The sequence below is a fragment of the Polynucleobacter sp. es-MAR-4 genome (assembly GCF_018882055.1).
Classification (GTDB): domain Bacteria; phylum Pseudomonadota; class Gammaproteobacteria; order Burkholderiales; family Burkholderiaceae; genus Polynucleobacter.
The window spans coordinates 1,153,411-1,176,762 of record NZ_JACVPF010000001.1; the positions used below are offsets into that span (position 1 = coordinate 1,153,411).

General features: G+C 47.2%; 24 protein-coding genes and 1 riboswitch. Of the genes, 6 read left to right on the forward strand and 18 right to left on the reverse strand.

Translation table 11 applies throughout. The features are described 5' to 3' along the window. Positions 1-2: 2 nt before the first annotated feature. Entirely contained in the window at positions 3-392 is a 390-nt protein-coding gene (locus ICN16_RS05830; protein ID WP_216135433.1) for a dihydroneopterin aldolase, read from the reverse strand. Positions 393-406: 14 nt separating this feature from the next. After that, complete coding sequence (locus ICN16_RS05835) at positions 407-1,228, reverse strand: SDR family oxidoreductase (protein WP_216135434.1); 822 nt, start codon at positions 1,226-1,228, stop codon at positions 407-409. A 133-nt stretch (positions 1,229-1,361) separates the two neighbouring features. Between ICN16_RS05835 and ICN16_RS05840 the strand changes: the two genes are divergently transcribed. Beyond that, positions 1,362-2,441, forward strand: a complete 1,080-nt coding sequence (locus ICN16_RS05840; protein ID WP_255533621.1) for a class I SAM-dependent methyltransferase — start codon at positions 1,362-1,364, stop codon at positions 2,439-2,441. 4 nt (positions 2,442-2,445) lie between these two features. Here ICN16_RS05840 and ICN16_RS05845 read toward each other — a convergent pair whose 3' ends face one another. From ICN16_RS05845 to ICN16_RS05855, 3 genes are read right to left on the reverse strand one after another with little or no spacing between them, the layout of a single operon-like run. Next, a complete protein-coding gene (locus ICN16_RS05845) occupies positions 2,446-3,585 on the reverse strand; it encodes a polynucleotide adenylyltransferase (RefSeq protein WP_216135436.1) in 1,140 nt (379 codons plus the stop codon). A 4-nt stretch (positions 3,586-3,589) separates the two neighbouring features. After that, positions 3,590-4,498, reverse strand: a complete 909-nt coding sequence (locus tag ICN16_RS05850) for a complex I NDUFA9 subunit family protein (protein ID WP_216135439.1) — start codon at positions 4,496-4,498, stop codon at positions 3,590-3,592. 23 nt (positions 4,499-4,521) lie between these two features. Then, positions 4,522-6,429 carry a lytic transglycosylase domain-containing protein gene (locus ICN16_RS05855; RefSeq protein WP_216135689.1) on the reverse strand — a complete coding sequence of 636 codons (1,908 nt, stop codon included), beginning with the start codon at positions 6,427-6,429 and terminating at the stop codon, positions 4,522-4,524. Positions 6,430-6,535: 106 nt separating this feature from the next. Here ICN16_RS05855 and ICN16_RS05860 point away from each other — a divergent pair, with 106 nt between their 5' ends. Beyond that, positions 6,536-7,159, forward strand: a complete 624-nt coding sequence (locus ICN16_RS05860; protein ID WP_255533622.1) for a 5-formyltetrahydrofolate cyclo-ligase — start codon at positions 6,536-6,538, stop codon at positions 7,157-7,159. Here the strand turns inward: ICN16_RS05860 and metF are convergent. The 3 genes from metF to metK all read right to left on the reverse strand — a co-directional run bounded on the left by metF (position 7,142) and on the right by metK (position 10,892). Beyond that, positions 7,142-7,972: a methylenetetrahydrofolate reductase [NAD(P)H] gene (gene metF / locus ICN16_RS05865; protein WP_216135443.1), complete on the reverse strand. Its 831-nt coding sequence runs from the start codon at positions 7,970-7,972 to the stop codon at positions 7,142-7,144. The genes ICN16_RS05860 and metF overlap by 18 nt on opposite strands. A 56-nt stretch (positions 7,973-8,028) precedes the next feature. Next, the gene (gene ahcY, locus ICN16_RS05870; protein ID WP_215334063.1) at positions 8,029-9,474 is read right to left on the reverse strand and encodes an adenosylhomocysteinase; all 1,446 of its coding nucleotides are present in this window, start codon (positions 9,472-9,474) and stop codon (positions 8,029-8,031) included. A gap of 61 nt (positions 9,475-9,535) precedes the next feature. Beyond that, positions 9,536-9,647: riboswitch (S-adenosyl-L-homocysteine riboswitch) on the reverse strand. A 78-nt stretch (positions 9,648-9,725) separates the two neighbouring features. Continuing rightward, positions 9,726-10,892, reverse strand: coding sequence for a methionine adenosyltransferase (metK, locus tag ICN16_RS05875; RefSeq protein ID WP_215302209.1), 1,167 nt, complete (start codon positions 10,890-10,892; stop codon positions 9,726-9,728). Positions 10,893-11,095: 203 nt separating this feature from the next. Between metK and ICN16_RS05880 the strand changes: the two genes are divergently transcribed. Genes ICN16_RS05880 through dapF form a run of 3 tightly spaced genes read left to right on the forward strand, consistent with a single transcriptional unit; the run spans position 11,096 to position 13,795 of the window. Next, a complete protein-coding gene (locus ICN16_RS05880; protein ID WP_216135444.1) occupies positions 11,096-11,956 on the forward strand; it encodes a lysophospholipid acyltransferase family protein in 861 nt (286 codons plus the stop codon). Between the two features lie 25 nt (positions 11,957-11,981). Continuing rightward, the gene (locus tag ICN16_RS05885; protein WP_216135445.1) at positions 11,982-12,881 is read left to right on the forward strand and encodes a lipid A biosynthesis acyltransferase; all 900 of its coding nucleotides are present in this window, start codon (positions 11,982-11,984) and stop codon (positions 12,879-12,881) included. Between the two features lie 59 nt (positions 12,882-12,940). Beyond that, on the forward strand, positions 12,941-13,795 hold the full coding sequence (gene dapF / locus ICN16_RS05890; RefSeq protein ID WP_216135690.1) for a diaminopimelate epimerase: 855 nt from the start codon (positions 12,941-12,943) through the stop codon (positions 13,793-13,795). Positions 13,796-13,834: 39 nt separating this feature from the next. On the opposite strand, the gene pyrE is transcribed toward dapF, so the two are convergent. Then, on the reverse strand, positions 13,835-14,503 hold the full coding sequence (gene pyrE / locus ICN16_RS05895; RefSeq protein ID WP_216135446.1) for an orotate phosphoribosyltransferase: 669 nt from the start codon (positions 14,501-14,503) through the stop codon (positions 13,835-13,837). An 8-nt stretch (positions 14,504-14,511) separates the two neighbouring features. Here pyrE and ICN16_RS05900 point away from each other — a divergent pair, with 8 nt between their 5' ends. Further along, positions 14,512-15,294, forward strand: a complete 783-nt coding sequence (locus ICN16_RS05900; protein ID WP_216135447.1) for an exodeoxyribonuclease III — start codon at positions 14,512-14,514, stop codon at positions 15,292-15,294. Here ICN16_RS05900 and ICN16_RS05905 read toward each other — a convergent pair. From ICN16_RS05905 to ICN16_RS05945, 9 genes are all read right to left on the reverse strand, one after another. Continuing rightward, entirely contained in the window at positions 15,287-16,621 is a 1,335-nt protein-coding gene (locus ICN16_RS05905; RefSeq protein WP_370625608.1) for an AmpG family muropeptide MFS transporter, read from the reverse strand. The two genes, ICN16_RS05900 and ICN16_RS05905, sit on opposite strands and share 8 nt — an antisense overlap. Continuing rightward, entirely contained in the window at positions 16,614-17,195 is a 582-nt protein-coding gene (metW, locus tag ICN16_RS05910) for a methionine biosynthesis protein MetW (RefSeq protein ID WP_216135451.1), read from the reverse strand. The genes ICN16_RS05905 and metW overlap by 8 nt, the downstream gene beginning before the upstream one ends. Continuing rightward, positions 17,192-18,331 carry a homoserine O-acetyltransferase gene (locus ICN16_RS05915; protein WP_216135454.1) on the reverse strand — a complete coding sequence of 380 codons (1,140 nt, stop codon included), beginning with the start codon at positions 18,329-18,331 and terminating at the stop codon, positions 17,192-17,194. Before ICN16_RS05915 ends, metW begins: the two co-directional genes overlap by 4 nt. Then, positions 18,328-18,984 carry a nucleoid occlusion factor SlmA gene (gene slmA, locus ICN16_RS05920; RefSeq protein WP_216135457.1) on the reverse strand — a complete coding sequence of 219 codons (657 nt, stop codon included), beginning with the start codon at positions 18,982-18,984 and terminating at the stop codon, positions 18,328-18,330. Before slmA ends, ICN16_RS05915 begins: the two co-directional genes overlap by 4 nt. A gap of 22 nt (positions 18,985-19,006) precedes the next feature. Then, the gene (gene argB / locus ICN16_RS05925) at positions 19,007-19,909 is read right to left on the reverse strand and encodes an acetylglutamate kinase (protein ID WP_216135460.1); all 903 of its coding nucleotides are present in this window, start codon (positions 19,907-19,909) and stop codon (positions 19,007-19,009) included. Positions 19,910-19,935: 26 nt separating this feature from the next. Next, positions 19,936-20,313: an RNA polymerase-binding protein DksA gene (dksA, locus tag ICN16_RS05930; protein ID WP_216135692.1), complete on the reverse strand. Its 378-nt coding sequence runs from the start codon at positions 20,311-20,313 to the stop codon at positions 19,936-19,938. Positions 20,314-20,537: 224 nt separating this feature from the next. Further along, positions 20,538-21,602: a GTP-binding protein gene (locus ICN16_RS05935; RefSeq protein ID WP_216135463.1), complete on the reverse strand. Its 1,065-nt coding sequence runs from the start codon at positions 21,600-21,602 to the stop codon at positions 20,538-20,540. Positions 21,603-21,665: 63 nt separating this feature from the next. Beyond that, on the reverse strand, positions 21,666-22,667 hold the full coding sequence (locus tag ICN16_RS05940; protein WP_216135466.1) for a tyrosine recombinase XerC: 1,002 nt from the start codon (positions 22,665-22,667) through the stop codon (positions 21,666-21,668). Beyond that, entirely contained in the window at positions 22,648-23,322 is a 675-nt protein-coding gene (locus tag ICN16_RS05945) for a DUF484 family protein (protein WP_216135468.1), read from the reverse strand. Before ICN16_RS05945 ends, ICN16_RS05940 begins: the two co-directional genes overlap by 20 nt. Positions 23,323-23,352 lie beyond the last annotated feature (30 nt).

A 23,352-nucleotide genomic window follows, 5' to 3' on the forward strand; every position in this document is an offset into this window, starting at 1 on the left:
ACTTACTTCATCCGAAATACTTCAACCCCAACAGAGTGGCAATCTGGATAAACGTCTGGCTTTGCCGTGCTGACTCGAGCAGCAATGACCTTGGGATGCAAGAGCATTGCGGTCACGATGTCATCGCAGAAAGTTTCCTGTAAATGGATATGGCCCTGGGAAGACCGCGCCTTAATGGTTTCACGCATGAAGTCGTAATCTACAACCTCTTCCAACAAGTCTTTAGAAGGGGTGTTCATATTCAAAGGAATATAGAGATCTACATTGAGAATGACGCGCTGCTCAGCCTTCTTTTCAAAATCGTGCACACCGATATTGATATAGATTTCATAGTCACGCAGAAATAAACGGCGGCAATCAACTAAAGCAGGATGAGAAAGAATAGCGTGCATAAATTTTTTAACTTTTAATTTGTTTTAAACATCACATCGCGTGATGATGGCAACAGATGTTGTCCGCCATCCACATATAAGGTCGTTCCAGTGATCGCATTCGAGCTCGCTAAAAATACGGCTGCTTTTGCAATATCACTTGGTGTTGATGACTTACCTAATGGAGTCATCTGATGCGCCTTAGTAAAACCTGATTCAGTTTGATCGCCCGAAGTCAGCGTAATGCCAGGGGCCAAGCCAATCACCCGCAAGTGCGGAGCAAAATCTACTGCCAGCACCTCAACTGAAGTAAGCAGTGCCGCTTTAGATAATGTGTAAGACAAATAATCTGGATTGAGATTAATTAATTTTTGATCGAGCAGTTGAATCACCGAGGGGATTGATAAATTATTCTCCCCCGCTTTCTTTGTCTGACTCTTTTGAAATTCAAACATCAACTGAGATAGCAAAATAGGGGCTGCTAAATTGACTTGCATGTGGTCTTGCAAACTTTTACCGCTGAGTGGGGTGTCTGAATTAGCGCGATCATATTCAAAGATTGAAGCGCTATTCACGAGACACTCGAGGTTTTGAAACTCAGCAACAACAGCGGAAAACAGAGAATGGATTTCTGCTTCGCTAGCGAGGTCAGCCTTAAATGCCACAGCCTTACGCCCCAAGCCTTGGACTTCTGAAACGGCAGCCTGGGCATCTGAGGCAGACTGGCCATAATGAATCGCGATATCCCAGCCCTGACGAGCAAATTCCAAGGCAATTTCTCGGCCAAGACGCTTGGCAGCGCCGGTCACTAAAACTGCTTTATTTTGCTGAGGTTGTAGGTTTGAACTCAAGTTCACTTAAATTCTCTTAGACTAGCGAGCTATGGATATTACCTTGACCAGCCTAGAAACGGCTCATACAGAGCTTCTTAGCCAAAAAATAATGGCCGAAATCGCCTCTAATGGCGGCTGGATACCCTTTTCAAGGTATATGGAAATGGCTTTATATGAGCCAGGCATGGGTTATTACAGCGCTGGAGCCCACAAATTGGGTGCTGGCGGTGATTTCACGACAGCCCCAGAGCTATCCCCCCTATTTGGCGCTGCCATCGTAGAAACCCTTTTACCGATTCTGGAGGGCCTTCAAACCCAAGGGCTCCCCACCCAAATTCTGGAGTTTGGCGCAGGCACCGGTAAATTGGCTGAATCCATTCTCACCCGACTGAACGATCTTGAGTTTTCCCTGGATCGCTACGACATCATTGAGATCTCGCCAGACCTAACCCAAAGACAAGAAGCGCGCCTTAAGCAACTTGCCGAGAAACTAGCCCTATCTACTCAATCCAATTGGTTAAGTTCTTTACCTAGCAACTTCAAGGGCATCATTCTGGCCAACGAGGTAATTGATGCCATCCCCTGTGACGCCATCATTTTTCAAAATGGCTTTTGGTATCAACAAGGCATCGCTGTAATTGATGGCAAGCTTGCTTGGTCGACAGGACAACCCGTTGAGCAGTCACTGCTTCCAGAGACTTTGCTCACCGGAAACTTTTCTGAAGGCTACGTTACTGAATTACATGCGCCCGCAAATGCTTGGATGCGCCAAGTAGCTAAGCATCTCGATACCGGACTTTTCCTCACGTTTGATTACGGATTTCCGGAGAGTGAGTATTACCATGCACAACGACTAGAAGGCACTCTCATGGCGCATCATCGTCATCACGCTATTCAAGATCCATTTCACCTTCCGGGACTATGCGATTTAACAACGCACGTGGAATGGTCACAGATTGCACGCAGCGCACTCAAGGAAGAAGTTGATGATGTCTATCTCAGCAATCAAGCGTCTTATTTGCTAGATGCCGGTATTGGCGATATTGCATTAGAGATTGGCGATCCTAGCAACCCAGAAACCTTCTTACCTATTTCGAACTCGCTGCAAAAACTATTATCTGAAGCGGAGATGGGCGAGCTATTCAAAGTCTTTGCATTCTCAAAGAAACTGTCTGAGGTATTGCCAGACCACGTCTTAGAAGACCTACCTGGCCTTCGAGGCAGAAATCGGCTGTAAGCTTTTAAATACTTACTGCTTTAGTAATAGTCAAGAGTCGCGCAGCATCTACTGCACTACGAATTCTTTCACCATTAGCTCTCTGGTCTTCAGGAACACCTTCAATAATTTCGGCCGTGTTGAGCGATTGGGCATTTTGCATTGCTGAAATTAAAGCGTTGACATTCAAGCCAATACGCTTTGCTAAATTCAACAAAGCATTTCCACGCTCAGGCTTACGCCAAACGTCTGCACGATTAAACCAGGTCAATATATCTGCAGGCTGATAGCTAACACCCGCATCATTGACTGATTTCTCAATGAGTATATTGAGCTCACTAAATATTTCACTGAAATCACGCACCTCATTTGGCATCTTGACGCACTCCGCCCATGAGCGAATTTCACTAGCAGGTAAAGACATGAGAGTAACGGCGCAACGATCTTCGAGACGGTTATCTACTGCATGTAAATGTGCGATGAGCTGTTCGCGGAATTCTTCTTTAGCCAAACAGGATGTCAGCATTACCGGCAGTAATACCTTGGCTGCATCAGTATCCAGTAGAACTTGGAACATTCGCATGGGCTTGATGGCTGTAAAGCCTCTAGCCAACTCCTGCCAAACTCTCTCAGCTGAGAGTGCCGACAATTCATTCGACTGAACGATAGCCTGCAAAGCAGCCATGGTTTCTGGCGCAACCGTAAACTCCGGAAAGCGCGCTGCAAAACGAGCGACACGCAATAAACGCAAAGGGTCTTCAGCAAACGCATCGGACACGTGACGAAATACTCTAGCCGCCAAGTCTTGCTGACCGTTGTAGGGATCCAAAATAGGGCCCACCCATTTACCATCAGCACCGACCTCTTGCGCCATTGCATTAATCGTCAAATCACGACGCTCTAAGTCTTGCTCCAAGGTGACAGTTGGGTCTGCATAAAACATAAAGCCTTTGTAGCCCTTGCCTGTTTTACGCTCTGTGCGAGCTAAGGCATATTCAGCTTGGGTATCTGGGTGCAAGAAGACTGGAAAATCTTTGCCCACCGGACGAAAGCCCTGAGCAATCATTTCTTCTACGCTTGAGCCAACTACTACATAGTCAATGTCGTGTACCGGCAAACCCATGAGGGTATCCCGAATAGCACCACCAACTGCATAGATCTTCATGGGTTTATTTCATGCCTTCTAAGGTACGACGGCTAATGCCAAATACTTTAGTCAAGGCATCCACACCATTCAGCGGCAAGATATTTGGTACCTGCATTGAAGCAATATTGTCGCGCGACATCAGAGTTGGAACCGGCAGGTATTCAAAAGCCAAAGCCTGAAGATAACCAACAAAAGCAGGCACAGAAATGATCGCGCATTTTGTATTGACCTTGCGCGCAGCAAATTCCACAATCTCTTTCATGGTGTAAACGGTAGGCCCCACCAAATCATAAGATTGATGAATAGTCGATGGCATTTTCAAAGACTTGGTAAATGCACTAGCCACATCATCAACACTCACCGGCTGAAACTGTGCACCAGAATTTGCCAAAGGCATCGCTGGAAATAACTTCGTTAACTTGGAAAACAAATTAATAAATTGATCTTGAGCACCAAAAATCACTGAAGGCCTAAAAATAGTCCAATCGAGCTTGCTGGCTTTTACTGCAGCTTCGCCATCACCTTTACTGCGCTGATACATCGATGGACCATTCGAATCCGCGCCCAATGCACTCATGTGCAAGTAACGCTTGAGACCATGCAACTGCATTGCAGTAATGATATTTTTAGGGAGCTCTACATGTGCAGCTTCGAATACTTTTCCGTATGGCTGTGCAGGCTTGTCATGCAATACGCCCACCAAATTAATAACTGCGCCATTAGGCTTAATTCGTGAGCAAAGTGCTTGCAAATCATTAAACTCATGAACGTCGGCATCTTCTAAATGGACCTTCGGTAGCATGCGCAATTCACGTGCGGATGCTAAGTGTCTAGTGGGCAACAAAACGGAATAGCCCTCTGCTTGCAATTGGGCAGCCAAGACTCTGCCTACAAAACCGTTACCGCCAATTAGCAGAATGTCATATTTCATAAAACTCCAATGTAGTTGAAATACTAAGGAAGCTCAGATGCGTTTGCTGCTTTAGGAGTAATTACTCCTAAACGTTGTTTTAAAGACTGCGTCTGTCCATGCATCACCGATGAATAATACGTTGCATTGGCCAAAACGTTTTTCACATAAGTTCGTGTTTCATTGAATGGGATAGTTTCAGCAAAGATCGCCCCTTCTGTTGGGCTGGTGAGCTTTTCCCGCCAAGTTTTAGATCGTGATGGGCCGGCGTTATAAGCTGCGGATGCCAACACCCAAGAGCCATCCAAATCTACCAAGACCATATTCAAGTAATTGCTGCCCAAAGTGAGGTTGGTATTGGTATCGGCAAGTTTGTCATTGGTATAGGAGGTCATACCAATTTTCTTGGCCACATACTTCGCAGTATTGGGCATCACCTGCATCAAGCCTGAAGCGCCAACCGATGAAGAGGCATTCATGATGAAGCGTGACTCTTGACGAATGAGTCCATAAGCCCAAGCCAAGTTCAAATCAATTTGCTTGGCAATGGGTGATAGCTCATCACGATATGGAGTTGGGTAACGCAAGCTAAAGTCGTGCTCTTGCTTGGTGCGATCTGCAGTATTTACCACGCGGTCATATAAGCCAATACGCTTGGCATATTCAGCGGCTGCGAGCAACTGCTTATCACTCATATTGCGCAACTCCCAATTCCAATCGCGGTTGCCTTCAAAACGTAAATTCATGGCATAGAAGCGCTCACCTCGGATAAAGCCTTTACGTTGGGACATGGCCTCAATTTCTGCATCGCTAACTTTGGTGCGGGCAGGCGCATGATTTGATTTACCTAGATCTTCTCGTGCAAGCTGTCCATAAAAGTTGTACTGGTCGGCAACGAGTTCAAGATTCTCGCGAGCTTTTTCATTTTGACCCTCCACTTTCAATGCACGCGCATACCAATAAGTCCAAGCGGGATCTTTGCTACGCACCGCAGGATTCATGCCTTCAATTGCATTTTTTACCAGCGTCCAATCCTTGGCACGTAAGCCCGCACGAACCTTCCATTCCTGACCTTCAGTCGAGAGTAGTTCGTTATAGCCCAGCTCTTGTTGTAGACGATATGCATCATCTGCATTGGGATCTAATTTCTTGGCAAGAAATTGGCCAATCACGCCCCAAGCTACCGCCTGGTTCTCTTTGCTATAGCGAGATGCATTTTGTGAAAAATCTTTAAACGCTTTTGCAGGATCGGCTTTGGCGGCTTTCACAATATCGGCAATAGGATCTTCGCCACCCAAGCGACGAGACATAGTGTCAAAGCCCATCTCGCTAGCAGCGCGACCAATGGCTTTTGCTTCGCTAGGGGTCATACCTCCAGCACCAACCAAGATAGGCACCAATTCCTGACAAGCTTGACCGAAATAGCGTGGGTCCAACAATATTGCGCGCGCATCAATCGCAACTTTTGTTGGATTCTCACCTTGGGCTAGCTTTGATTGCAGTGAATAACACTTCACCTGAGTGTCGTCATCTAAAACAAACTTGGAATATTCGGCGTCAAAGCGAGACCAGTCTTTACGCTTACCTAAAACGAGCAACCAATCATTGCGCATCCGATCAGCCAAAGCGGTACCTTGATATTGATTTAGAAATGCCATCACTTGTGGGTCTGCATTGCTATCAGAGCGAGCGCCTCCTGCGCTATCAAATAACTGGGGCTTGATGCGGAAGTAGGCTACGTAGTCCTCATATGGGTAGTTTGAGAGGCTGGCAGCTAGGGTTTGCGCGCGAGCCACATCATTTCGTTTAGCAGCCTCACGCAATTCAATAAAGGTACGATCACCCTCATTAATCTCAAAGGCCGAAATTCTGCTTTCTTTAGCGGGAACAGTTTTCTTGGCCTTCTCCGCAGAAATGCTGGGCGCAGAAACTGCTAGGGCCAAAAATAACATTCCGCCCAATGCCCTTTGCCAACCACCAAAAAAATCAAACCTCTTTTTCACCGTATTACCTTGTTGATTTACTATATCTCTTAATTTTCGCCTGATAATGGTCGATATGCACGGCAATTCTCCAAAATCGCTACGGCAGGACTTACTGGCCCAAAGAAAACAGTTTGCGGCTAGCGCAAGCTATCCCATGGTACAAGAAGCTATTTTGGCCAGCCTAGTCAGCTTTCTAGCCGACCACGATTCTCAAGTTCAATCTATCGCCCTGTATTGCCCCATCCAAGATGAGCTTGATCCTCGCCCCAGTCTATTGGCGTGGGCGAAGAGTCATACAGGCAAAACGCTAGCTCTTCCCTTTGCGCGCCCTGATAAACATTTAGATTTTTATGCCTGGCAAGAAGGTGACCTACTGATTCCAAGTCGCCACGGTGTACCAGAGCCAGATCCCAATAATCCCCGTAGACCACAAGTCACCCCAGACTGCATCTTGATTCCCTGCGTAGGCTGGTCAGAATCGATGGTGGGCGATAAAACGCGCTATTGGCGGCTTGGGTATGGGGGTGGCTACTTTGACCGCACCTTAGCCCAATTACGTAAAGCCAAACCAAGCCTACTCTGTGTAGGCATTGGCTTTGATTGGCAAAAATTAGATGATGCTCAATGGCAGGCCCAAACACATGATGAGCCTTTGGATGCCATGCTGACTGAGTCAGGCTTACTTATTCAGACTTAGATTGTCTGCAATCGCTAGAACAGCATCCGCCTGATTCAGTGAATAGAAGTGCAATCCTGGAGCACCAGCAGTTAAAAGCTGATCGCAAAGGTCGGTAACCACCTCTTCACCAAACGCACGAATCGAAGCAGTGTCATCACCATAGGACTGCAAACGCAAACGAATCCAACGCGGAATCTCGGCGCCACAAGCATCAGAGAAACGCAGTAGCTGAGTACTGTTAGTGATTGGCATGATTCCAGCAATCACTGGCTGAGTAACACCCAAGTCATAGGCCTCGTCAACAAAACGGAAGTACGCATCGCTGTTATAGAAATACTGAGTTACTGCTGAATTGGCTCCAGCCTTCATCTTCTGTACAAAGAAATCCACATCAGTCGCTGGCGACTTAGCCTGAGGATGAGTTTCTGGATAAGCGGCTACATCAATGTGGAACCAGTCACCAGTTTCAGCACGAATAAACTCAACCAATTCATTGGCGTGATGGAACTCACCGTACTGACCCATGCCAGATGGTAAGTCGCCACGTAAAGCTACGATACGTTTAACACCTAAAGCTTGGTATTGCTTCAACATTTCGCGCACGCTTTCACGTGAGCTACCAACACAAGATAAGTGGGGAGCAACCGCTGCACCTGCAGCATGAATGTCGCTCACCACCTTTAATGTGCCAGATTGAGTAGAGCCACCAGCACCAAAGGTCACAGAATAAAAAGCGGGCTTGAGCGTTTCACTAAAACGCTCGCGCACGAGATGCAGCTTGCTCTCACCTTCAGGTGTTTTTGGAGGGAAGAATTCAATGCTTAATTCCATGGTCTTGGGCCTGTATCTCTATTTCTCTATTGAACAATATCCAGCAAGGGTACAAATTAATAACGGTAGTGGTCAGCCTTGTATGGGCCTTCCTTCGTTACGCCAATGTAAGAAGCTTGCTGATCTGACAATACAGTTAACTGTGCATTCAATGTCTTGAGCTGCAAACGAGCAACCTTCTCATCTAAATGCTTAGGCAAGGTGTAAACACCGACTGGGTATTTATCTGTGCCAACTGCATTCCACAATTCGATCTGTGCAATCACTTGGTTCGCAAATGAAGAGCTCATGACATAAGATGGGTGTCCTGTACCGCAACCCAAGTTAACTAAGCGGCCCTTAGCCAAGATGATGATGCGCTTCTCAGGATTGCCATTAGCTGCCGGGAAAATCACGTGATCTACTTGTGGCTTGATTTCTTCCCACTTGTATTTTTCGATACCAGCAACATCAATCTCGTTATCGAAGTGGCCAATGTTACAAACAATGGCTTGATTCTTCATCTTCACCATATGGTCATGCGTAATCACATGGTAGTTACCTGTTGCAGAAACAAAGATGTCTGCCTTATCTGCGGCGTAATCCATTGTGACAACACGGTAGCCTTCCATGGCCGCTTGCAATGCGCAGATTGGATCTACTTCAGTAACCCAAACTTGAGCAGACAAAGCACGTAGAGCTTGAGCTGAACCTTTACCCACATCGCCGTAACCGCAAACAACTGCAACCTTACCAGCAACCATGACGTCAGTAGCTCGCTTGATCGCATCAACTAAAGATTCACGGCAACCATAGAGGTTATCGAACTTGCTCTTAGTAACAGAGTCGTTCACATTAATTGCTGGGAACTTTAAGTCACCTTTTGCGAACATCTGATAGAGGCGATGTACACCGGTAGTAGTTTCTTCAGTTACGCCTTTTACTTTTTCTAGGCGTGTGGAGTACCAAGTTGGATCTTGCGCCAATTTCTTTTTAATGGCTGCGAACAAAATAGTTTCTTCTTCGCTAGTTGGGTGATTCAAGCAAGCTTGATCTTTCTCAGCGCGTGCACCGAGGTGCAATAACAAAGTAGCATCGCCGCCGTCATCCAAAATCATGTTGGTGAAACCACCATCAGCCCACTCAAAAATACGGTGGGTGTAATCCCAATACTGCTCAAGGGTTTCACCCTTAATGGCAAACACTGGCGTGCCGTTAGCAGCAATTGCTGCAGCAGCGTGATCTTGTGTAGAGAAAATATTGCAAGATGCCCACTGCACTTCAGCGCCGAGAGCCTCTAAAGTCTCAATCAATACTGCAGTTTGAATGGTCATGTGCAATGAGCCAGTAATACGTGCGCCACGCAATGGTTGCTGTGATGCGAACTCATCACGAATCGCGATCAGTCCTGGCATTTCAGTTTCAGCAATGGCGATTTCTTTACGACCAAAGTCAGCCAAAGAAATATCGGCAATAGCGCAACGGGTTGCTACAAAGTTGTTTAAATCGGAAACGGTACTCATGAATGCTCCAGCTAAATACGATCCAATGCTGGAGTAGAAACTCGCTAGCCATTGAATCATGGGTTAGCGAGCGCAGTTGCAATTAGCAAACTCTGGGGTTACCTAGGAGTCCACTCCCTTCAAGCCTGGGGAAACGCTGGTTCTCAGCATTCCTTGCAACGCTCCTTGAAGGTATGACGAAATTGTAATCAATTTCGTCATATTTCGCCTCAATACAAAACAAACTGCAAATTTACTACCTAGAAGGCAGATTACAAGCCAGCAGCTGCACGCAATGCAGGCGCCTTATCGCACTGTTCCCAAGTAAATTCTGGCTCTTCACGACCAAAGTGACCATAGGCAGCAGTCTTGCGATAAATCGGACGCAAGAGATTCAACATCTTGACGATGCCTTTTGGACGCAAGTCAAAGTGCTCAGATACCAGTTGCGCAATCTTCTCATCAGAGATCTTGCCGGTACCAAAGGTGCTCACCATCACTGAAGTTGGTTTAGCAACACCAATCGCGTAAGAAATCTGAATCAAGCACTTGCTTGCTAAACCAGCAGCAACTACGTTCTTCGCTACATAACGACCAGCATAGGCAGCAGAACGGTCAACCTTGGAAGGATCCTTACCAGAGAACGCACCACCACCGTGAGGAGCCGCACCGCCATAGGTATCCACAATGATCTTGCGACCTGTCAGACCACAATCGCCTTGCGGGCCGCCGATAACAAATCGACCTGTTGGGTTTACCAAGAAGTTAATCGCGCCTTTAATCAAGTGCTTCGGCAATACTGGTTTGATAATTTCTTCGATTACAGCTTCACGCAATTTCTCGAGAGAAATTTCTTCATCATGTTGCGTAGAGAGAACTACTGTATCGATTGAGTCAGGCTTGCCATCCACATAGCGCAAGGTCACTTGTGACTTCGCATCAGGACGCAACCAATTCAAACGGCCATCACGACGCAATTGAGACTGACGCTCCACCAAACGGTGTGACAAGTGAATTGGCAAAGGCATGAGTTCTGCAGTTTCATCACAGGCGTAACCAAACATCAAACCTTGGTCACCAGCACCTTGATCTAAGCCGTCATCATGCGCCTTATCTACGCCCTGAGCGATGTCAGGACTTTGCTTGTCATAAGCAACCAACACGGCACAACCTTTGTAATCAATACCGTAGTCAGTGTTGTCGTAACCAATTTCACGCAAAGTATTGCGAGCCACCTGAATGTAATCCACATTGGCGTTAGTTGTGATCTCACCAGCCAGAACCACCAAGCCGGTATTGCACAATGTTTCCGCCGCAACGCGCGCAGTTGGGTCCTGAGCCAGGATTGAATCCAAAATGGCATCAGAGATTTGGTCTGCTACTTTATCGGGGTGGCCTTCAGAAACTGATTCTGAGGTGAAGAAGTAATCATTTGCCATTGCATATTCCTTTAAAAATTAACACGATCTATGGGACAACTCGACGTGCCAGGAACTTCAACGGCGACGCTTTAGCAGAATTTATGAATCGCCCTGCAAGTTGCCTTAACTCAGCGATGCATGAATTCTATCCGAAAAACGCCTTATTCATCAAGCGACACAGGAAATTTGGCCCTAGCGCTGGCATTGAATATCATTAGAGGGTGCGCAAACTCCTTCTCAAGCTAACCCTCGCTGCAATTGCAGTTTTGCCCTTATTCCTAGTTCAGGTAATTGGGGCAGCTTTAGGGATATTGGCCTATATAGGCTCGAAGCAATATCGATCGCTTTTTCGCCCCCAATATGAGGCGGTCGTTAAAAGCCATCACCTACCGCTGCAAATCTGGCGTGCGGCAGCTGCATCAGGGCAACTCTTCTCAGACAGCCTATGGATCTGGCGTAATCCAGCCAAAGCTCTCAAGCTAGTCGAGGTGAGGGATTGGGGCATCGTCGAGACAGCTATTAACGAAGGGCATGGCTTAGTCATGCTCACACCACACCTCGGTGGTTTTGAAATTATTCCCCGAGTCTTAGCTCAGCACTTCCCGGCCACAATCCTTTACCGCCCTTCACGCCAAGACTGGCTAAATGAAGTGGTGGAAGAGGGTCGCGCATATCCGAATATGCATTTCGTGCCAACCAACCTCAATGGCGTGCGCCAAATGACGCGAGCACTCACTCGCGGCGAAGCTATCGGCATTCTTCCGGATCAAGTACCTAGCGGTGGCGAAGGTGTTTGGGTACCCTTCTTCGGGCGCCCTGCTTATACAACCCCACTTCCGGCTCGCTTGGCCAATCGCAACAACACACCAGTGGTCATGTTTACCGCCAAACGCAAAGGTCTTGGCAAAGGTTGGCTAATGCAGGCCAAGAGATTGGCGCCGCTCTCTGAAGACTCCATGCTTGCTGCTGCCGAACTCAACGCTGCAATTGAGAATGCGATTCTAGTAGCGCCCAATCAATTCATCTGGGCCTATAACCGCTACAAACACCCCAGCGGAGCAGAATTACCACCAAGCAATTAGTTAATAAATTTATAATTTATTTAACATGACCTGGTTACAAAACGTTTTTAATTTTCTGGCGCTGAACTTACTGCGTCTTTTTGCCTTTCTACCTTACGCCCTCACCATCTATATTGGCTATGGGCTGGGCTGGCTAGCCGCCCATATTCCTAACGAACGCGCCAAGGTTGTGAAAACGAACTTGCGTTTGTGCTTCCCAAATCTGAGCGAAGGTGAAATTAATTCGCTTGCACTAGCGCATTGGAAATTATTTGGACGCAGTGTCATTGAGAGAAGCCGAATTTGGCTTGGCAGCGGAAAACAAATTACCGACATCGTCACCATTAACTCTGCGATTACGCTGGGTGATCGTAAGCCACGCCTCTTAATCAATCCTCACTTTGTAGGTCTTGAGGGCGGCTTTATGGCACTTTCCGTTTTGGCTAGTCAGCATGATTGGCCTCGTGGTGCCGGCCTCTACCAAAACATGAAGAACCCATTCTTTAATCAAAAGATGATTGAATGGAGAAACCGTTTCGGTGGTAAATCGATTGAGCGTCAAAGTCGCTTACGTGATTTGATTCGTGAAATTCAAACAGGTAACTTTATTTTTATTGCACCTGATATTGATCTCGATCCCCGTGACTCTGTTTTTGTTCCCTTCTTTGGAATCCAAACTAATACGATCACTTCAGTCTCACGCCTAGCTAGGCTCAGTGGCGCAGAAGTTTGCCTCATGACCACCACATTAAATCCTGATCGCATGGGTTATACCTGCAATATCAGCGCACCACTACCCAATTTTCCAACCGATGACGTTGAAGCCGATACCGCACGTCTGAATAAATATATCGAAGACCTTGTTCGCGAAAGGCCTGCAGAGTACTATTGGGTACATAAACGCTTTAAGCATCGGCCAGCTGGCGAGCCTAGTCTTTATAACTAATTGGAAATCTTTTGAGCACGAATTTAAACAAGTCCGCACGCACATTACGCTTCACCAAAATGCATGGTGCTGGCAATGATTTCATTGTGCTCAATGGTATTGATCAAGATCTGAGCAACATCACTCGAGAGCAATGGCAAAAACTAGCCCATCGCCAATTTGGGATTGGTGCAGATCAAATTCTGCTCGTTGAAAAAGCTACACGCTCAGATGCTGATTTTCGTTATCGCATCTTTAATGCGGATGGCGGCGAAGTTGAACAATGCGGCAACGGTTCACGTTGCTTTGTTCGCTTTGTGCTTGACCAAGGCCTTTCCAACAAGAATCCCTTACGCGTAGAAGTAGCGCATACCGTGCTTACCTTGAGATCTCATGATGATGGTCAGGTGGAAGTGGATATGGGTGCGCCCATTTTTGAACATAGCAAAATCCCATTTAATGCGGGCAGCTTAGCAAGCAAGCAAGAGTTTCATGAAATGCTCTATGCGCTGCCTATTGCTACGCCCGCTACACACGACAGCTGGATAGGCGTCTTGTCGATGGGCAATCCCCACGCAGTACAAGTAGTAGGTGATGTTGATAGTGCACCCGTACTCGAAGAGGGCCCATCAATTGAAAAGGATGCAGCATTTCCGAAAAGAGTAAATGCTGGCTACATGCAAATTATGAACCGCAATGAAATCAAGTTGCGAGTCTATGAGCGTGGCGCTGGTGAGACTCTCGCCTGCGGCACTGGTGCGTGCGCTGCAGTGGTCTCTGGTATTCGTCGCGGCTTACTCGACTCTCCCGTCAAAGTGCATACCCGCGGTGGCGATTTACAAATTGCTTGGGGCGGTATGATCAATGAAGTTGCTCAGCCTGTCATCATGACTGGGCCAGCCATCACCGTGTTCGAAGGTGAAACAACAATCTAAATAGCAGAACTGCAGAAACTACCGCTACCGCTCTTTAGATTAAATACCGTATTTCTCGCGATAGGCTTTTACTGCTGGTAGATAGTTTGTTAACTCGGTATTGCTGGAGGTGGTTAAGAAGGCCATCAGGTCTGCCAAGTTTGCAATTGCTATTACCGGCAATCCAAATTCCTGTTCTACCGCTTGAACTGCTGACTTATCACCAATCTCTGTAGCAGTCCCTGACTTTTCCATACGATCCAAAGCAATCAATACCGCCGCTGGCTCTGCACCTGCATCACGAATGAGTTTTACGGACTCGCGTACAGACGTTCCAGCTGAAATCACATCATCAATAATGACTACCTTGCCTTTAACTGGAGCACCCACTAATGTGCCTCCTTCGCCATGATCTTTGGCTTCTTTGCGGTTGTAGGCATAGGGGACATTGCGGCCAGCATCAGCCAAAGCAATTGCAGTCGCAGCAGCCAGAGTGATGCCTTTATAGGCTGGCCCATACAGCATGTCGTATTGCAGACCAGACTCTTGCAAAGCCTTGGCATAGTAGCGACCCAATGCACTTAAGCGAGCCCCATCATTAAATCCACCCGCATTAAAGAAATAGGGAGAAAGGCGACCCGCTTTAGTTTTAAACTCCCCAAACGACAAAACATTTGCCTCCAGGGCAAATTGAATAAAGTTATCTTGATTAGAATTTTTTGAGCTCATAGGCCTATATGTTACGCATCATTTCTGCCAACCTCAACGGTATCCGTTCTGCAGTCAAAAAAGGCTTTATGCCTTGGGTTGTAAAGCAAAGGGCAGACTTTGTCTGCATGCAGGAGCTCAAGGCTCAACAGGATGACTTAGAAGATGCGATTCTGAATCCGGATGGGCTACACGGCTTTTTTCATCATGCTGAGAAAAAAGGCTATAGCGGCTGCGGCATCTACACCCCACATAAGCCTGACGAGGTGCTCTATGGCTATGGGAATGAGGAATTTGATGCGGAGGGGCGCTATGTAGAGGCCCGATTCAAGAAGCTCTCAGTAATCTCGGTATATATGCCCTCAGGCTCTAGCTCGCCAGAAAGACAGGAGGCTAAATATCGTTATCTAGACTCCTTCTTGCCACACCTAGTTGAACTCAAAAAGTCAGGGCGCGAGATTGTGCTGTGCGGGGATGTGAATATTGCCCATAATGAGATTGACCTCAAGAACTGGAAAGGCAACCTGAAGAACTCGGGCTTTTTACCGGAAGAACGTGCTTGGCTAACAAACTTGTTTGGCAAAGTCGGCTACGTGGATGTTTATAGAAAGCTAGAGCCTGAAGCAACTGATGCCTGTTACACCTGGTGGAGCAATCGGGGTCAAGCATATGCAAAGAACGTAGGCTGGCGCATCGACTATCACATCACCACCCCGGGAATTGCAGCAAGCGCTAAAAATACTGCCGTCTATAAAGATGAGCGATTTTCAGATCACGCACCCCTCACTGTAGACTACGACTGGTCTATTTAGCGACCTGTGAGTCGTGCTTTTTAAACTCAACTACTTTGAAATGAATGGTGAGCCAAATCAGAATTAAGACTGGCGCACCAATAATTGCGGTGCTAATAAAAAAGCTGGAGTAGCCAAAATTATTTACAAAGACGCCCGAGAATCCAGCCAGCCACTTTGGCAATAAGAGCATCATCGAACTGAACAATGCGTACTGAGTTGCGGAGTACTGAATGTTTGTCAGTGCAGATAAGAATGCAATGAAGGCTGCCGTAGCAATCCCGGAGCTCAAATTATCAGCAGAGATTACCCAAATCAAGCCATGCAAATCATGGCCCTGAGTGGCAAGCCAAGCAAATAACAAATTACTGACGGCGGATAAGATCGCCCCCAAAAACAAAATGCGCATCACCCCAAATCGCAAAGTGAGTACACCACCAAGGAAAGCGCCGACTAATGTCATCACCACGCCAAAGACCTTGCTAACCGCCGCCACCTCATCTTTGGTGTATCCCATGTCTACATAAAACGGGTTAGCCATAATGCCCATCACCACATCACTAATTCGATAGATGGCAATTAAGGACAAAATTAAAATCGCGTGCCAACCATAGCGCTGAATAAAATCTGCAAACGGCTCTATTAAAGTTTGGTGCAGCCATGCTTTTGCATTACGGGCTTTAGCAAGCTCAATACGAACAGGCTCCTTACTAAACAAGGTGGTGATCACACCCACACCAATCGAGAGAGCCATACAGAGATAGGCAAATTGCCATGCTGCAGGATCATAGCCAGCAGAACCTGACTCAGCGCGAGCAGCCAACCAAAGCACCCCAGCACCCGACCAAATTAAAGCCAATCGATAGCCCGTTTGATAGGTAGCGGCTAAAGCTGCCTGATGATCGCTATCGGCAGATTCAATTCGAAAAGCATCTAAAGCAATGTCTTGCGTTGCAGAACCAAAAGCAACCAAGAGCGCACACCACACAATCGGTGTAAGCTGAACTTTGGGGTCAATACTGGCCATGCCCACCAGACCAAGAACAATCAGCAACTGGGCAAAGAGTAGCCAACTACGCCTTCTACCAAATAGTATTGATAAAAAGGGAATGGATAGACGATCCACTAATGGAGCCCACACCCATTTAAAAGCGTAGATTAAGCCAACCCAAGTGAGATAGCCAATTGTGCTGCGATCAATGCCAGCTTCTCTTAGCCAAAAACTCAGCGTTCCTAAAATTAGTAGTAGAGGTAAACCTGCAGAGAAGCCCAAGAAGAGCATTCGGAGGCAAGGCCATTCGAGATAAACCCGAAAATCTTTCAGCCAGGACTCAATCGTACTAAGCACGTCGAACGCGGAACAGCGCTAGGCTTCCAAAAAGATTGGGCATCAAAGTAACCTGACGACCCTCATGCAAGATGCATTGATCCAAAATTTGCAATCCTAAGCTCGAAGCCAGCTTTTCAAAATCAGCCACCGTGAGAACACGTACATTAGGCGTGTTGTACCACTGGTATGGCAAGCTCTTAGAAACGGGCATGCGACCAAAGCCAACCGCTAGGCGATGAGACCAATGGCCAAAGTTTGGGAAAGAAACAATCGACTCCTTGCCAACCCGAACCACTTCACGCAGGATCTTTTCGGTTTCATGAATCGTTTGCAATGTCTGTGAGAGCACTACCGTATCAAAGCTGTTGTTCTCAAAGAGCGCTAAGCCCCCCTCAAGATTTTGTTGAATGACGTTCAAGCCCTTTTGCACGCAAGAAAGTACACGCGCATCATCAATCTCAACTCCGTAAGCATGGACGGGTTTTTTCTTTTGCAAATACTCTAGGAAGCTGCCATCACCACAACCGAGATCAAGCACTTCACTATTCGGCGCAATCCAGTTTGCTATTGCGGCAAAGTCTGCGCGTTTCATGATTTAGCCTCTAGCATTTGTTCGAAATAAGCACGAATCAGATTGTGATAACGCGGGTCATCCAACAAGAAGGCATCATGGCCATGGGGCGCATCAATCTCGGCATAACTCACTTCACTCTTATTGCTGAGCAAAGATTCGACAATCTCGCGACTGCGATTTGGCGGGAAGCGCCAATCAGTAGAGAAGCTCACGACTAAAAACTTGGCTTGCACTTCAGCTAGGGCGCGGTTCAGACTGCCTTCATAGCGACGAGAAGGGTCAAAATAATCTAGCGCTCTGGTAATCAGCAAATAGGTGTTGGCATCAAAGTAGGTAGAAAACTTATCACCTTGGTGACGCAAATAACTTTCAACCTCGAATTCAACATCAAAGCTAAAGCGGTAGTCTTGAGATTCGCCTTGCGGTCTTTGCAGCTCGCGCCCAAACTTTTCCGCCATATCATCATCCGACAAATAAGTGATGTGGCCGACCATGCGCGCTAGTTTTAGGCCGCGCTTTGGTACGACGCCATGCTCATAGTAGTTGCCACCATGAAAATCTGGGTCAGACAAAATGGCATTACGTGCCACTTCATTAAATGCAATATTTTGTGCGCTGAGTTTCGGTGTAGATGCAATGACCAAGCAATGCGCAAGGCGTTTTGGAAACTGAATTGCCCAGGCTAATGCCTGCATACCACCCAAGCTTCCACCCATCACCGCAGCAAAACGTCGAATGCCCAACTTATCAGCCAAGCGTGCCTGGGTGTTTACCCAATCCTCAACCGTGATTACAGGGAAGTCTGCGCCATAAGGCTTGCTGGTGGCAGGATTAATACTCATTGGCCCAGTAGAGCCAAAGCAGGAGCCTAAGTTATTCACCCCAATCACAAAGAAGTGGTCGGTATCAACCGGCTTGCCCGGCCCAATCATGTTGTCCCACCAACCTATATCGCCTGCATCATCTGGGTTGGGTCCGGCAACATGGTGTGATGCATTTAGTGCATGACAAACCAGCACAGCATTACTTTTATCGGCATTGAGTTTGCCGTAAGTTTCAATAACTAAATCGTAGCCCGATAGGATGGCGCCACTCTGCAAAGGCAAGGGCTCGGCAAAATGGATCGTGTTTCTAGAGAGGTGTAGCTCGCTCATTCGGATAGAAGAATGCGAAGGCTGATATCTGATGCTTCAGTTGGTAGCTTCTTAAAGCCACTTCGAGCAAATCGATGCCAGCGCCCTAGGACGCAACTCATCAACATACCCGCTCGAACGCTAACCTCATCTTGACTTACATTCGCCCAAGCTCCGCCTTGGGTTTGAGCAATGCGCAAAGACTGCTTTAGAGACGCCTCCACACGATCAAGAACCTGAGTAATTCGTTCTTGTAAACGGTCGTCCTCTTGCAATAAAGCATCGCCTAAAAGAACGCGGGTCATGCCAGGGTTCTTTTCTGCAAAGAATAAAAGCATCTGCAAAATACCGCGAGCTTGCGCAAGGCCCGATTCTTCTTTTTGATTAATCTGATTAATCAGCCCAAAAACTGTTTGCTCGATGAATGAAATCAAGCCTTCAAACATTTGCGCCTTACTAGCGAAATGTCGATAGAGGGCAGCTTCTGAAACTTGAATTTTTGCGGCTAATGCTGCTGTAGTTACGCGCTCACCCTTAGGGTTTTGCAACATCTCAGCCAATACTTGCAGGATTTGGAGGCGGCGCTCACCAGGGCGTGGACGCTTACGTGTCTTACCCTCTTCGGCAACTGTTACCTCAATCTCTGATGCACTAGGGTCTAAAGAATCACGCATATCTATATCTCTTATCCAACTCTTAGCGCGAGCGAATCATCGTTCCAAAAGCTTGTTCAGTCAAAATCTCGAGCAACAGTGAGTGCTCAATTCGACCATCAATGATGTGAACAGAATTCACGCCACTCTTTGCTGCATCCAAGGCTGAAGAAATCTTTGGCAACATTCCGCCAGAAATCGTGCCATCAGCAAATAGGCCATCGATTTCACGGGCCGTTAAGTCTGTTAAGAGCGTGCCATTTTTATCCATCACTCCAGGAATATTGGTCATCATGACCAATTTCTCTGCATGCAAAATTTCCGCCATCTTGCCGGCCACTAGGTCAGCATTGATGTTGTATGCCTGGCCTTCTTCGCTAAATCCAATTGGGGAGATCACTGGGATAAAGGCATCATCTTGCAATGCTTTTACAACTGCTGGGTTAATGGCTTCGATTTCACCAACAAAACCTAAATCAATCGTTCCGCCAGCTTTCTTTTCATCAGCAACCAACATTTTCTTTGCACGAATCAAGCCACCATCTTTACCAGTCAAGCCAACAGCCTGACCGCCAAAGTGATTAATCAACATCACGATGTCTTGCTGTACTTCGCCGCCAAGAACCCACTCCACCACTTCCATAGTTTCTTCATCGGTCACACGCATACCTTGAATAAAGGTACCAGTCTTACCAATCTTTTTGAGGGCCTCATCAATTTGTGGGCCGCCTCCGTGGACTACTACTGGATTCATGCCAACTAGCTTCAGCAGGATGACATCGCGAGCAAAGCTTTCTTTGAGACGCTCTTCGACCATCGCGTTTCCGCCGTACTTAATCACGATAGTCTTACCGTGATACGCACGAATATAAGGCAAGGCCTCGGCCAAAATCTCCGCCTTCAGTAAAGGAGAGATTTCGCTAATAGATGGAGATTGCTTGGTCATTGCTACTTTTATATTCAGTCTAGTAATTAATCGCCAAACAACTTTTGACGAAGTTCACGACGCTCTTGCGCCTCAAGAGAAAGATTGGCTGTTGGGCGGGCAATTAAACGGTTCAAACCAATCGGCTCCCCAGTCTCTTCACACCAACCATAATCGCCAGACTCAATGCGGGCTAGCGCCTGCTCTACTTTTTTCAAGAGCTTGCGCTCACGATCGCGCGTACGCAACTCAAGAGCATGCTCCTCTTCAATCGTTGCGCGGTCAGCAGGATCGGGAACCAAAATATTTTCACGCAAATGCTCTGTAGTTTCAGAGGCGTTTTTCAAAATGTCGTTTTTTAAGGCCAGAAGCTTTTGACGGAAAAAATCCAGCTGTGCTGCATTCATATAGTCCTTTTCGGACATCTTGAGCAACTCAACTTCTGTTAAAGGGGCACCCTTAGCAGCCTTCGCACTTGCAGCCTTACTAGGTGCTTTTGCCGTAGCCGTAGATTTCGTTGGTGTTTTTACCGTCATTTCATTCTTTCCATGGATCTAAACCATTATTGCTTCATTCTGCCAAAGTTTTACTGCCCTTTTGCCAATATTTATCAATATTGACCGTGGCGCCGGATTGTACTTTATATTTCCTAGGCCAAGCAGCCCTCAAGCCCAGCCAGCAGGGTGTCCTTAGGCAAATCAATGCCAATAAAAACCATCCTAGTCTGCTTTGGTTCGGCACCCCATAAACCGGCCAAATCACTCCCCATCATCTGATGGACGCCCTGGAACACGACTTTTCGGTTGCTACCCTTCACATAAAGGACGCCTTTGTAGCGCAGCATCTTCTCCCCAAAGACCTCCAAAATGCCTCCCAGGAAGTCTTCTAATTTTTTATGATCAAAGGGTTTATCACTACGAAAAACGAAGGATTGGATGCGGTCTGTATGGCCTGCATGGCCATGGTGGTCATGACTGTGATCATGACCGCAAGTGCTGTGATCATGGTGGTCGTGGCTGTGATCGTGGCCACAAGTAGCGTGGTCATGATCATCTTGCTCCAAGAAGTGGGGGTCTATATCGAGCTTCGCATTCAAATTAAAGCCCTTGAGATCCAAAACGGCATCCAAAGGCACCACTCCCTTAGAAATTCCCTGAATCGGCGCGCGGGGATTCATGTGCATCAAACGATTACGCAGGGCATCCACTTCAGCAGGTGTCACCAAATCGGTCTTGGTGATAAAGATTTGATCGGCAAAGCCCACTTGGCGCTGAGCCTCTTCATGTTCGGTCAACTGTTGTGGGCCATGCTTGGCATCGACCAGGGTCACTACCGCATCTAATACGTAATGATCCGCAACATCATCATCCATAAAGAAGGTTTGCGCCACCGGGCCTGGATTAGCAACGCCTGTAGTCTCAATGAATACACGATCAAAGCTAATCTTTTTATCTTTACGCTGTTCCCAAAGTGAATTGAGCGCCTCAACCAAGTCACCGCGAATGGTGCAGCAAATACAGCCATTGCTCATTTGCACAATATTCTCTTGGTTATCCTGAACCAAGATGTCGTTATCAATATTCTCTTCGCCGAACTCGTTTTCAATGACGGCAATTTTTTTGCCATGATCTTCCGTCAAGATATGTTTTAGCAAAGTGGTTTTGCCGCTACCTAGAAAGCCCGTAAGAATTGTTACCGGAATTAACGCCATCATTGATCCTATCAAAATCTATAAATACATTCCCCAAATGGGAAACCTTCTATCTTACCGAGTTCCTCAAGCTTTGCCAGCCTTTGCGCGAGGATGGGCTTTATCGTATGCCTGCGCTAGGTGTTGGAAATCTAAAGAGGTATAAATCTGGGTGCTCGCAATGCTGGCATGCCCCAGCATCTCCTGCACCGCTCGCAAATCTTGGGATGATTGCAGGACATGACTGGCGAAGCTATGACGCATCATGTGAGGGTGCACATGGGTTGGAAGCCCGGCGCGCATCGCTAAGGTGCGTAAACGAGCTTGAACTGTACGAGGAGATAAACGCGCGCCCGCAGCGGAAATAAATAAAGCGATCGACACATCTGCCTGCTCCAGCTGTTCGCGAACCGAGCGCCAGACTTTGAGGGATTGCATTGCAGGCCCACCAATCGGGACTGAGCGGCGCTTGCCACCCTTACCCAACACAGTCACTTCTGCGGCGTCCCAGTCCAACCAACCTGCCGACTCATGTTGACGATCTTTGCTTTGCATCACATCAATACCCAGAAGCTCTGATAAACGTAGGCCGGAGGAATATAGCAAATCGATAATTGCAGCGTCACGCACAGTCTCTAGATCTTTTTTTTCTTCAGCTTCTTTTACGGCTTGATTGACCAGGGCAAGCGCCTGCTCAACCGAAAGTGCTTTCGGTAGGGACTTCAAACGTTTAGGCGCTTTCACATCATCGACTGGATTAGCGACTAGGTTTGCAGTCACCCTTCCCGCTTGCGCATCACGACGGGCATCCTTCACAGTCAACCAGTCGTACCAACCTCGCCACGCAGAGAGCGCTCTAGCAATCGTACGAGATGATTTTCCTTTGGAATGCAAACGGCCAGCCCAGCGACGCACATGCGCATTTGTGACTTTTAATAATTCAATGGAATCATCTGTTGCTAATAATTGCAACTCGCCCAGATCCATGCGGTAGGCTTTAAGCGTATGAGGTGATAGCTGCCTTAATACATGCAGCTCGTGCAAATACTCTTGCACCAAAGGATGAAGATCAGCTGGTGCTTGGCTCATAAGCCTGGATACGATCCAAAGCTGCAGCAGTTAGTTCTGCTATCTGACGTAAATAGAATGCGCCCATATCCGCAGTAAAGCGAGATTCGTCTTTACTTGCCAGCAAAAGCACGGCCGGTGATTGCGCCACGCCAATACTTTTACCTAGTGGCAAGCCGATAGCCACCATGCTTTGCCACTCAGGATCAATGCTGACTTGGGTCGCCAACAAATCTACGCTCGCCGCTGCTAGCTCCTTAGCGGAACCGCATAACGGCGTATCAATCCACGGACCAAATGCCGCATTAGGCGACAGTAGTTGTGCCGACTCAACTTCAAATACTTCTGCCAAGCCCGCAGTCACCGCAGACTCCACATCCGCTTTTGTATTTGCACGCATCAAGCGCAATAACCAAGCCACCAAACTCTGTTGAGTCTTGTCATTTCGACTACCAAAGTGCAGCATCTCACTAAGACGGCGATTCAATTCTTGGTTCTGAGTGCGCAACAAAGTCATCTGACGCTCTTGCAATGAAATAGCGCGATCCTCATGTGGATGCTTCAAACGAATTTCATTTAATAGATTGGCATAGCGCTCAAAGAAACCCGGGGTGGCACGCAACCACTCCGCCACCAATTCTTCTTGTTCGGCCTGCTTAGGATCGATTGCGCTCATCTATGTCTTTCTTGCTTATTTTCTAATTTA

Excerpts from the sequence above, each read along its gene's own strand:
- dksA (WP_216135692.1), bottom strand. The coding sequence starts at position 20,313 with ATGTCCGAAAAGGACTATATGAATGCAGCACAGCTGGATTTTTTCCGT.
- slmA (WP_216135457.1), bottom strand. The coding sequence starts at position 18,984 with ATGCGTGATTCTTTAGACCCTAGTGCATCAGAGATTGAGGTAACAGTT.
- ICN16_RS05885 (WP_216135445.1), top strand. The coding sequence starts at position 11,982 with ATGACCTGGTTACAAAACGTTTTTAATTTTCTGGCGCTGAACTTACTG.
- ahcY (WP_215334063.1), bottom strand. The coding sequence starts at position 9,474 with ATGAGTACCGTTTCCGATTTAAACAACTTTGTAGCAACCCGTTGCGCT.
- pyrE (WP_216135446.1), bottom strand. The coding sequence starts at position 14,503 with ATGAGCTCAAAAAATTCTAATCAAGATAACTTTATTCAATTTGCCCTG.
- metF (WP_216135443.1), bottom strand. The coding sequence starts at position 7,972 with ATGGAATTAAGCATTGAATTCTTCCCTCCAAAAACACCTGAAGGTGAG.
- dapF (WP_216135690.1), top strand. The coding sequence starts at position 12,941 with ATGCATGGTGCTGGCAATGATTTCATTGTGCTCAATGGTATTGATCAA.
- argB (WP_216135460.1), bottom strand. The coding sequence starts at position 19,909 with ATGACCAAGCAATCTCCATCTATTAGCGAAATCTCTCCTTTACTGAAG.
- ICN16_RS05850 (WP_216135439.1), bottom strand. The coding sequence starts at position 4,498 with ATGAAATATGACATTCTGCTAATTGGCGGTAACGGTTTTGTAGGCAGA.
- metW (WP_216135451.1), bottom strand. The coding sequence starts at position 17,195 with ATGAAACGCGCAGACTTTGCCGCAATAGCAAACTGGATTGCGCCGAAT.
- metK (WP_215302209.1), bottom strand. The coding sequence starts at position 10,892 with ATGGCAAATGATTACTTCTTCACCTCAGAATCAGTTTCTGAAGGCCAC.
- ICN16_RS05855 (WP_216135689.1), bottom strand. The coding sequence starts at position 6,429 with ATGTTATTTTTGGCCCTAGCAGTTTCTGCGCCCAGCATTTCTGCGGAG.
- ICN16_RS05945 (WP_216135468.1), bottom strand. The coding sequence starts at position 23,322 with ATGAGCGCAATCGATCCTAAGCAGGCCGAACAAGAAGAATTGGTGGCG.
- ICN16_RS05830 (WP_216135433.1), bottom strand. The coding sequence starts at position 392 with ATGCACGCTATTCTTTCTCATCCTGCTTTAGTTGATTGCCGCCGTTTA.
- ICN16_RS05840 (WP_255533621.1), top strand. The coding sequence starts at position 1,362 with ATGGAAATGGCTTTATATGAGCCAGGCATGGGTTATTACAGCGCTGGA.
- ICN16_RS05935 (WP_216135463.1), bottom strand. The coding sequence starts at position 21,602 with ATGATGGCGTTAATTCCGGTAACAATTCTTACGGGCTTTCTAGGTAGC.
- ICN16_RS05940 (WP_216135466.1), bottom strand. The coding sequence starts at position 22,667 with ATGAGCCAAGCACCAGCTGATCTTCATCCTTTGGTGCAAGAGTATTTG.
- ICN16_RS05915 (WP_216135454.1), bottom strand. The coding sequence starts at position 18,331 with ATGAGCGAGCTACACCTCTCTAGAAACACGATCCATTTTGCCGAGCCC.
- ICN16_RS05900 (WP_216135447.1), top strand. The coding sequence starts at position 14,512 with ATGTTACGCATCATTTCTGCCAACCTCAACGGTATCCGTTCTGCAGTC.
- ICN16_RS05860 (WP_255533622.1), top strand. The coding sequence starts at position 6,536 with ATGCACGGCAATTCTCCAAAATCGCTACGGCAGGACTTACTGGCCCAA.
- ICN16_RS05845 (WP_216135436.1), bottom strand. The coding sequence starts at position 3,585 with ATGAAGATCTATGCAGTTGGTGGTGCTATTCGGGATACCCTCATGGGT.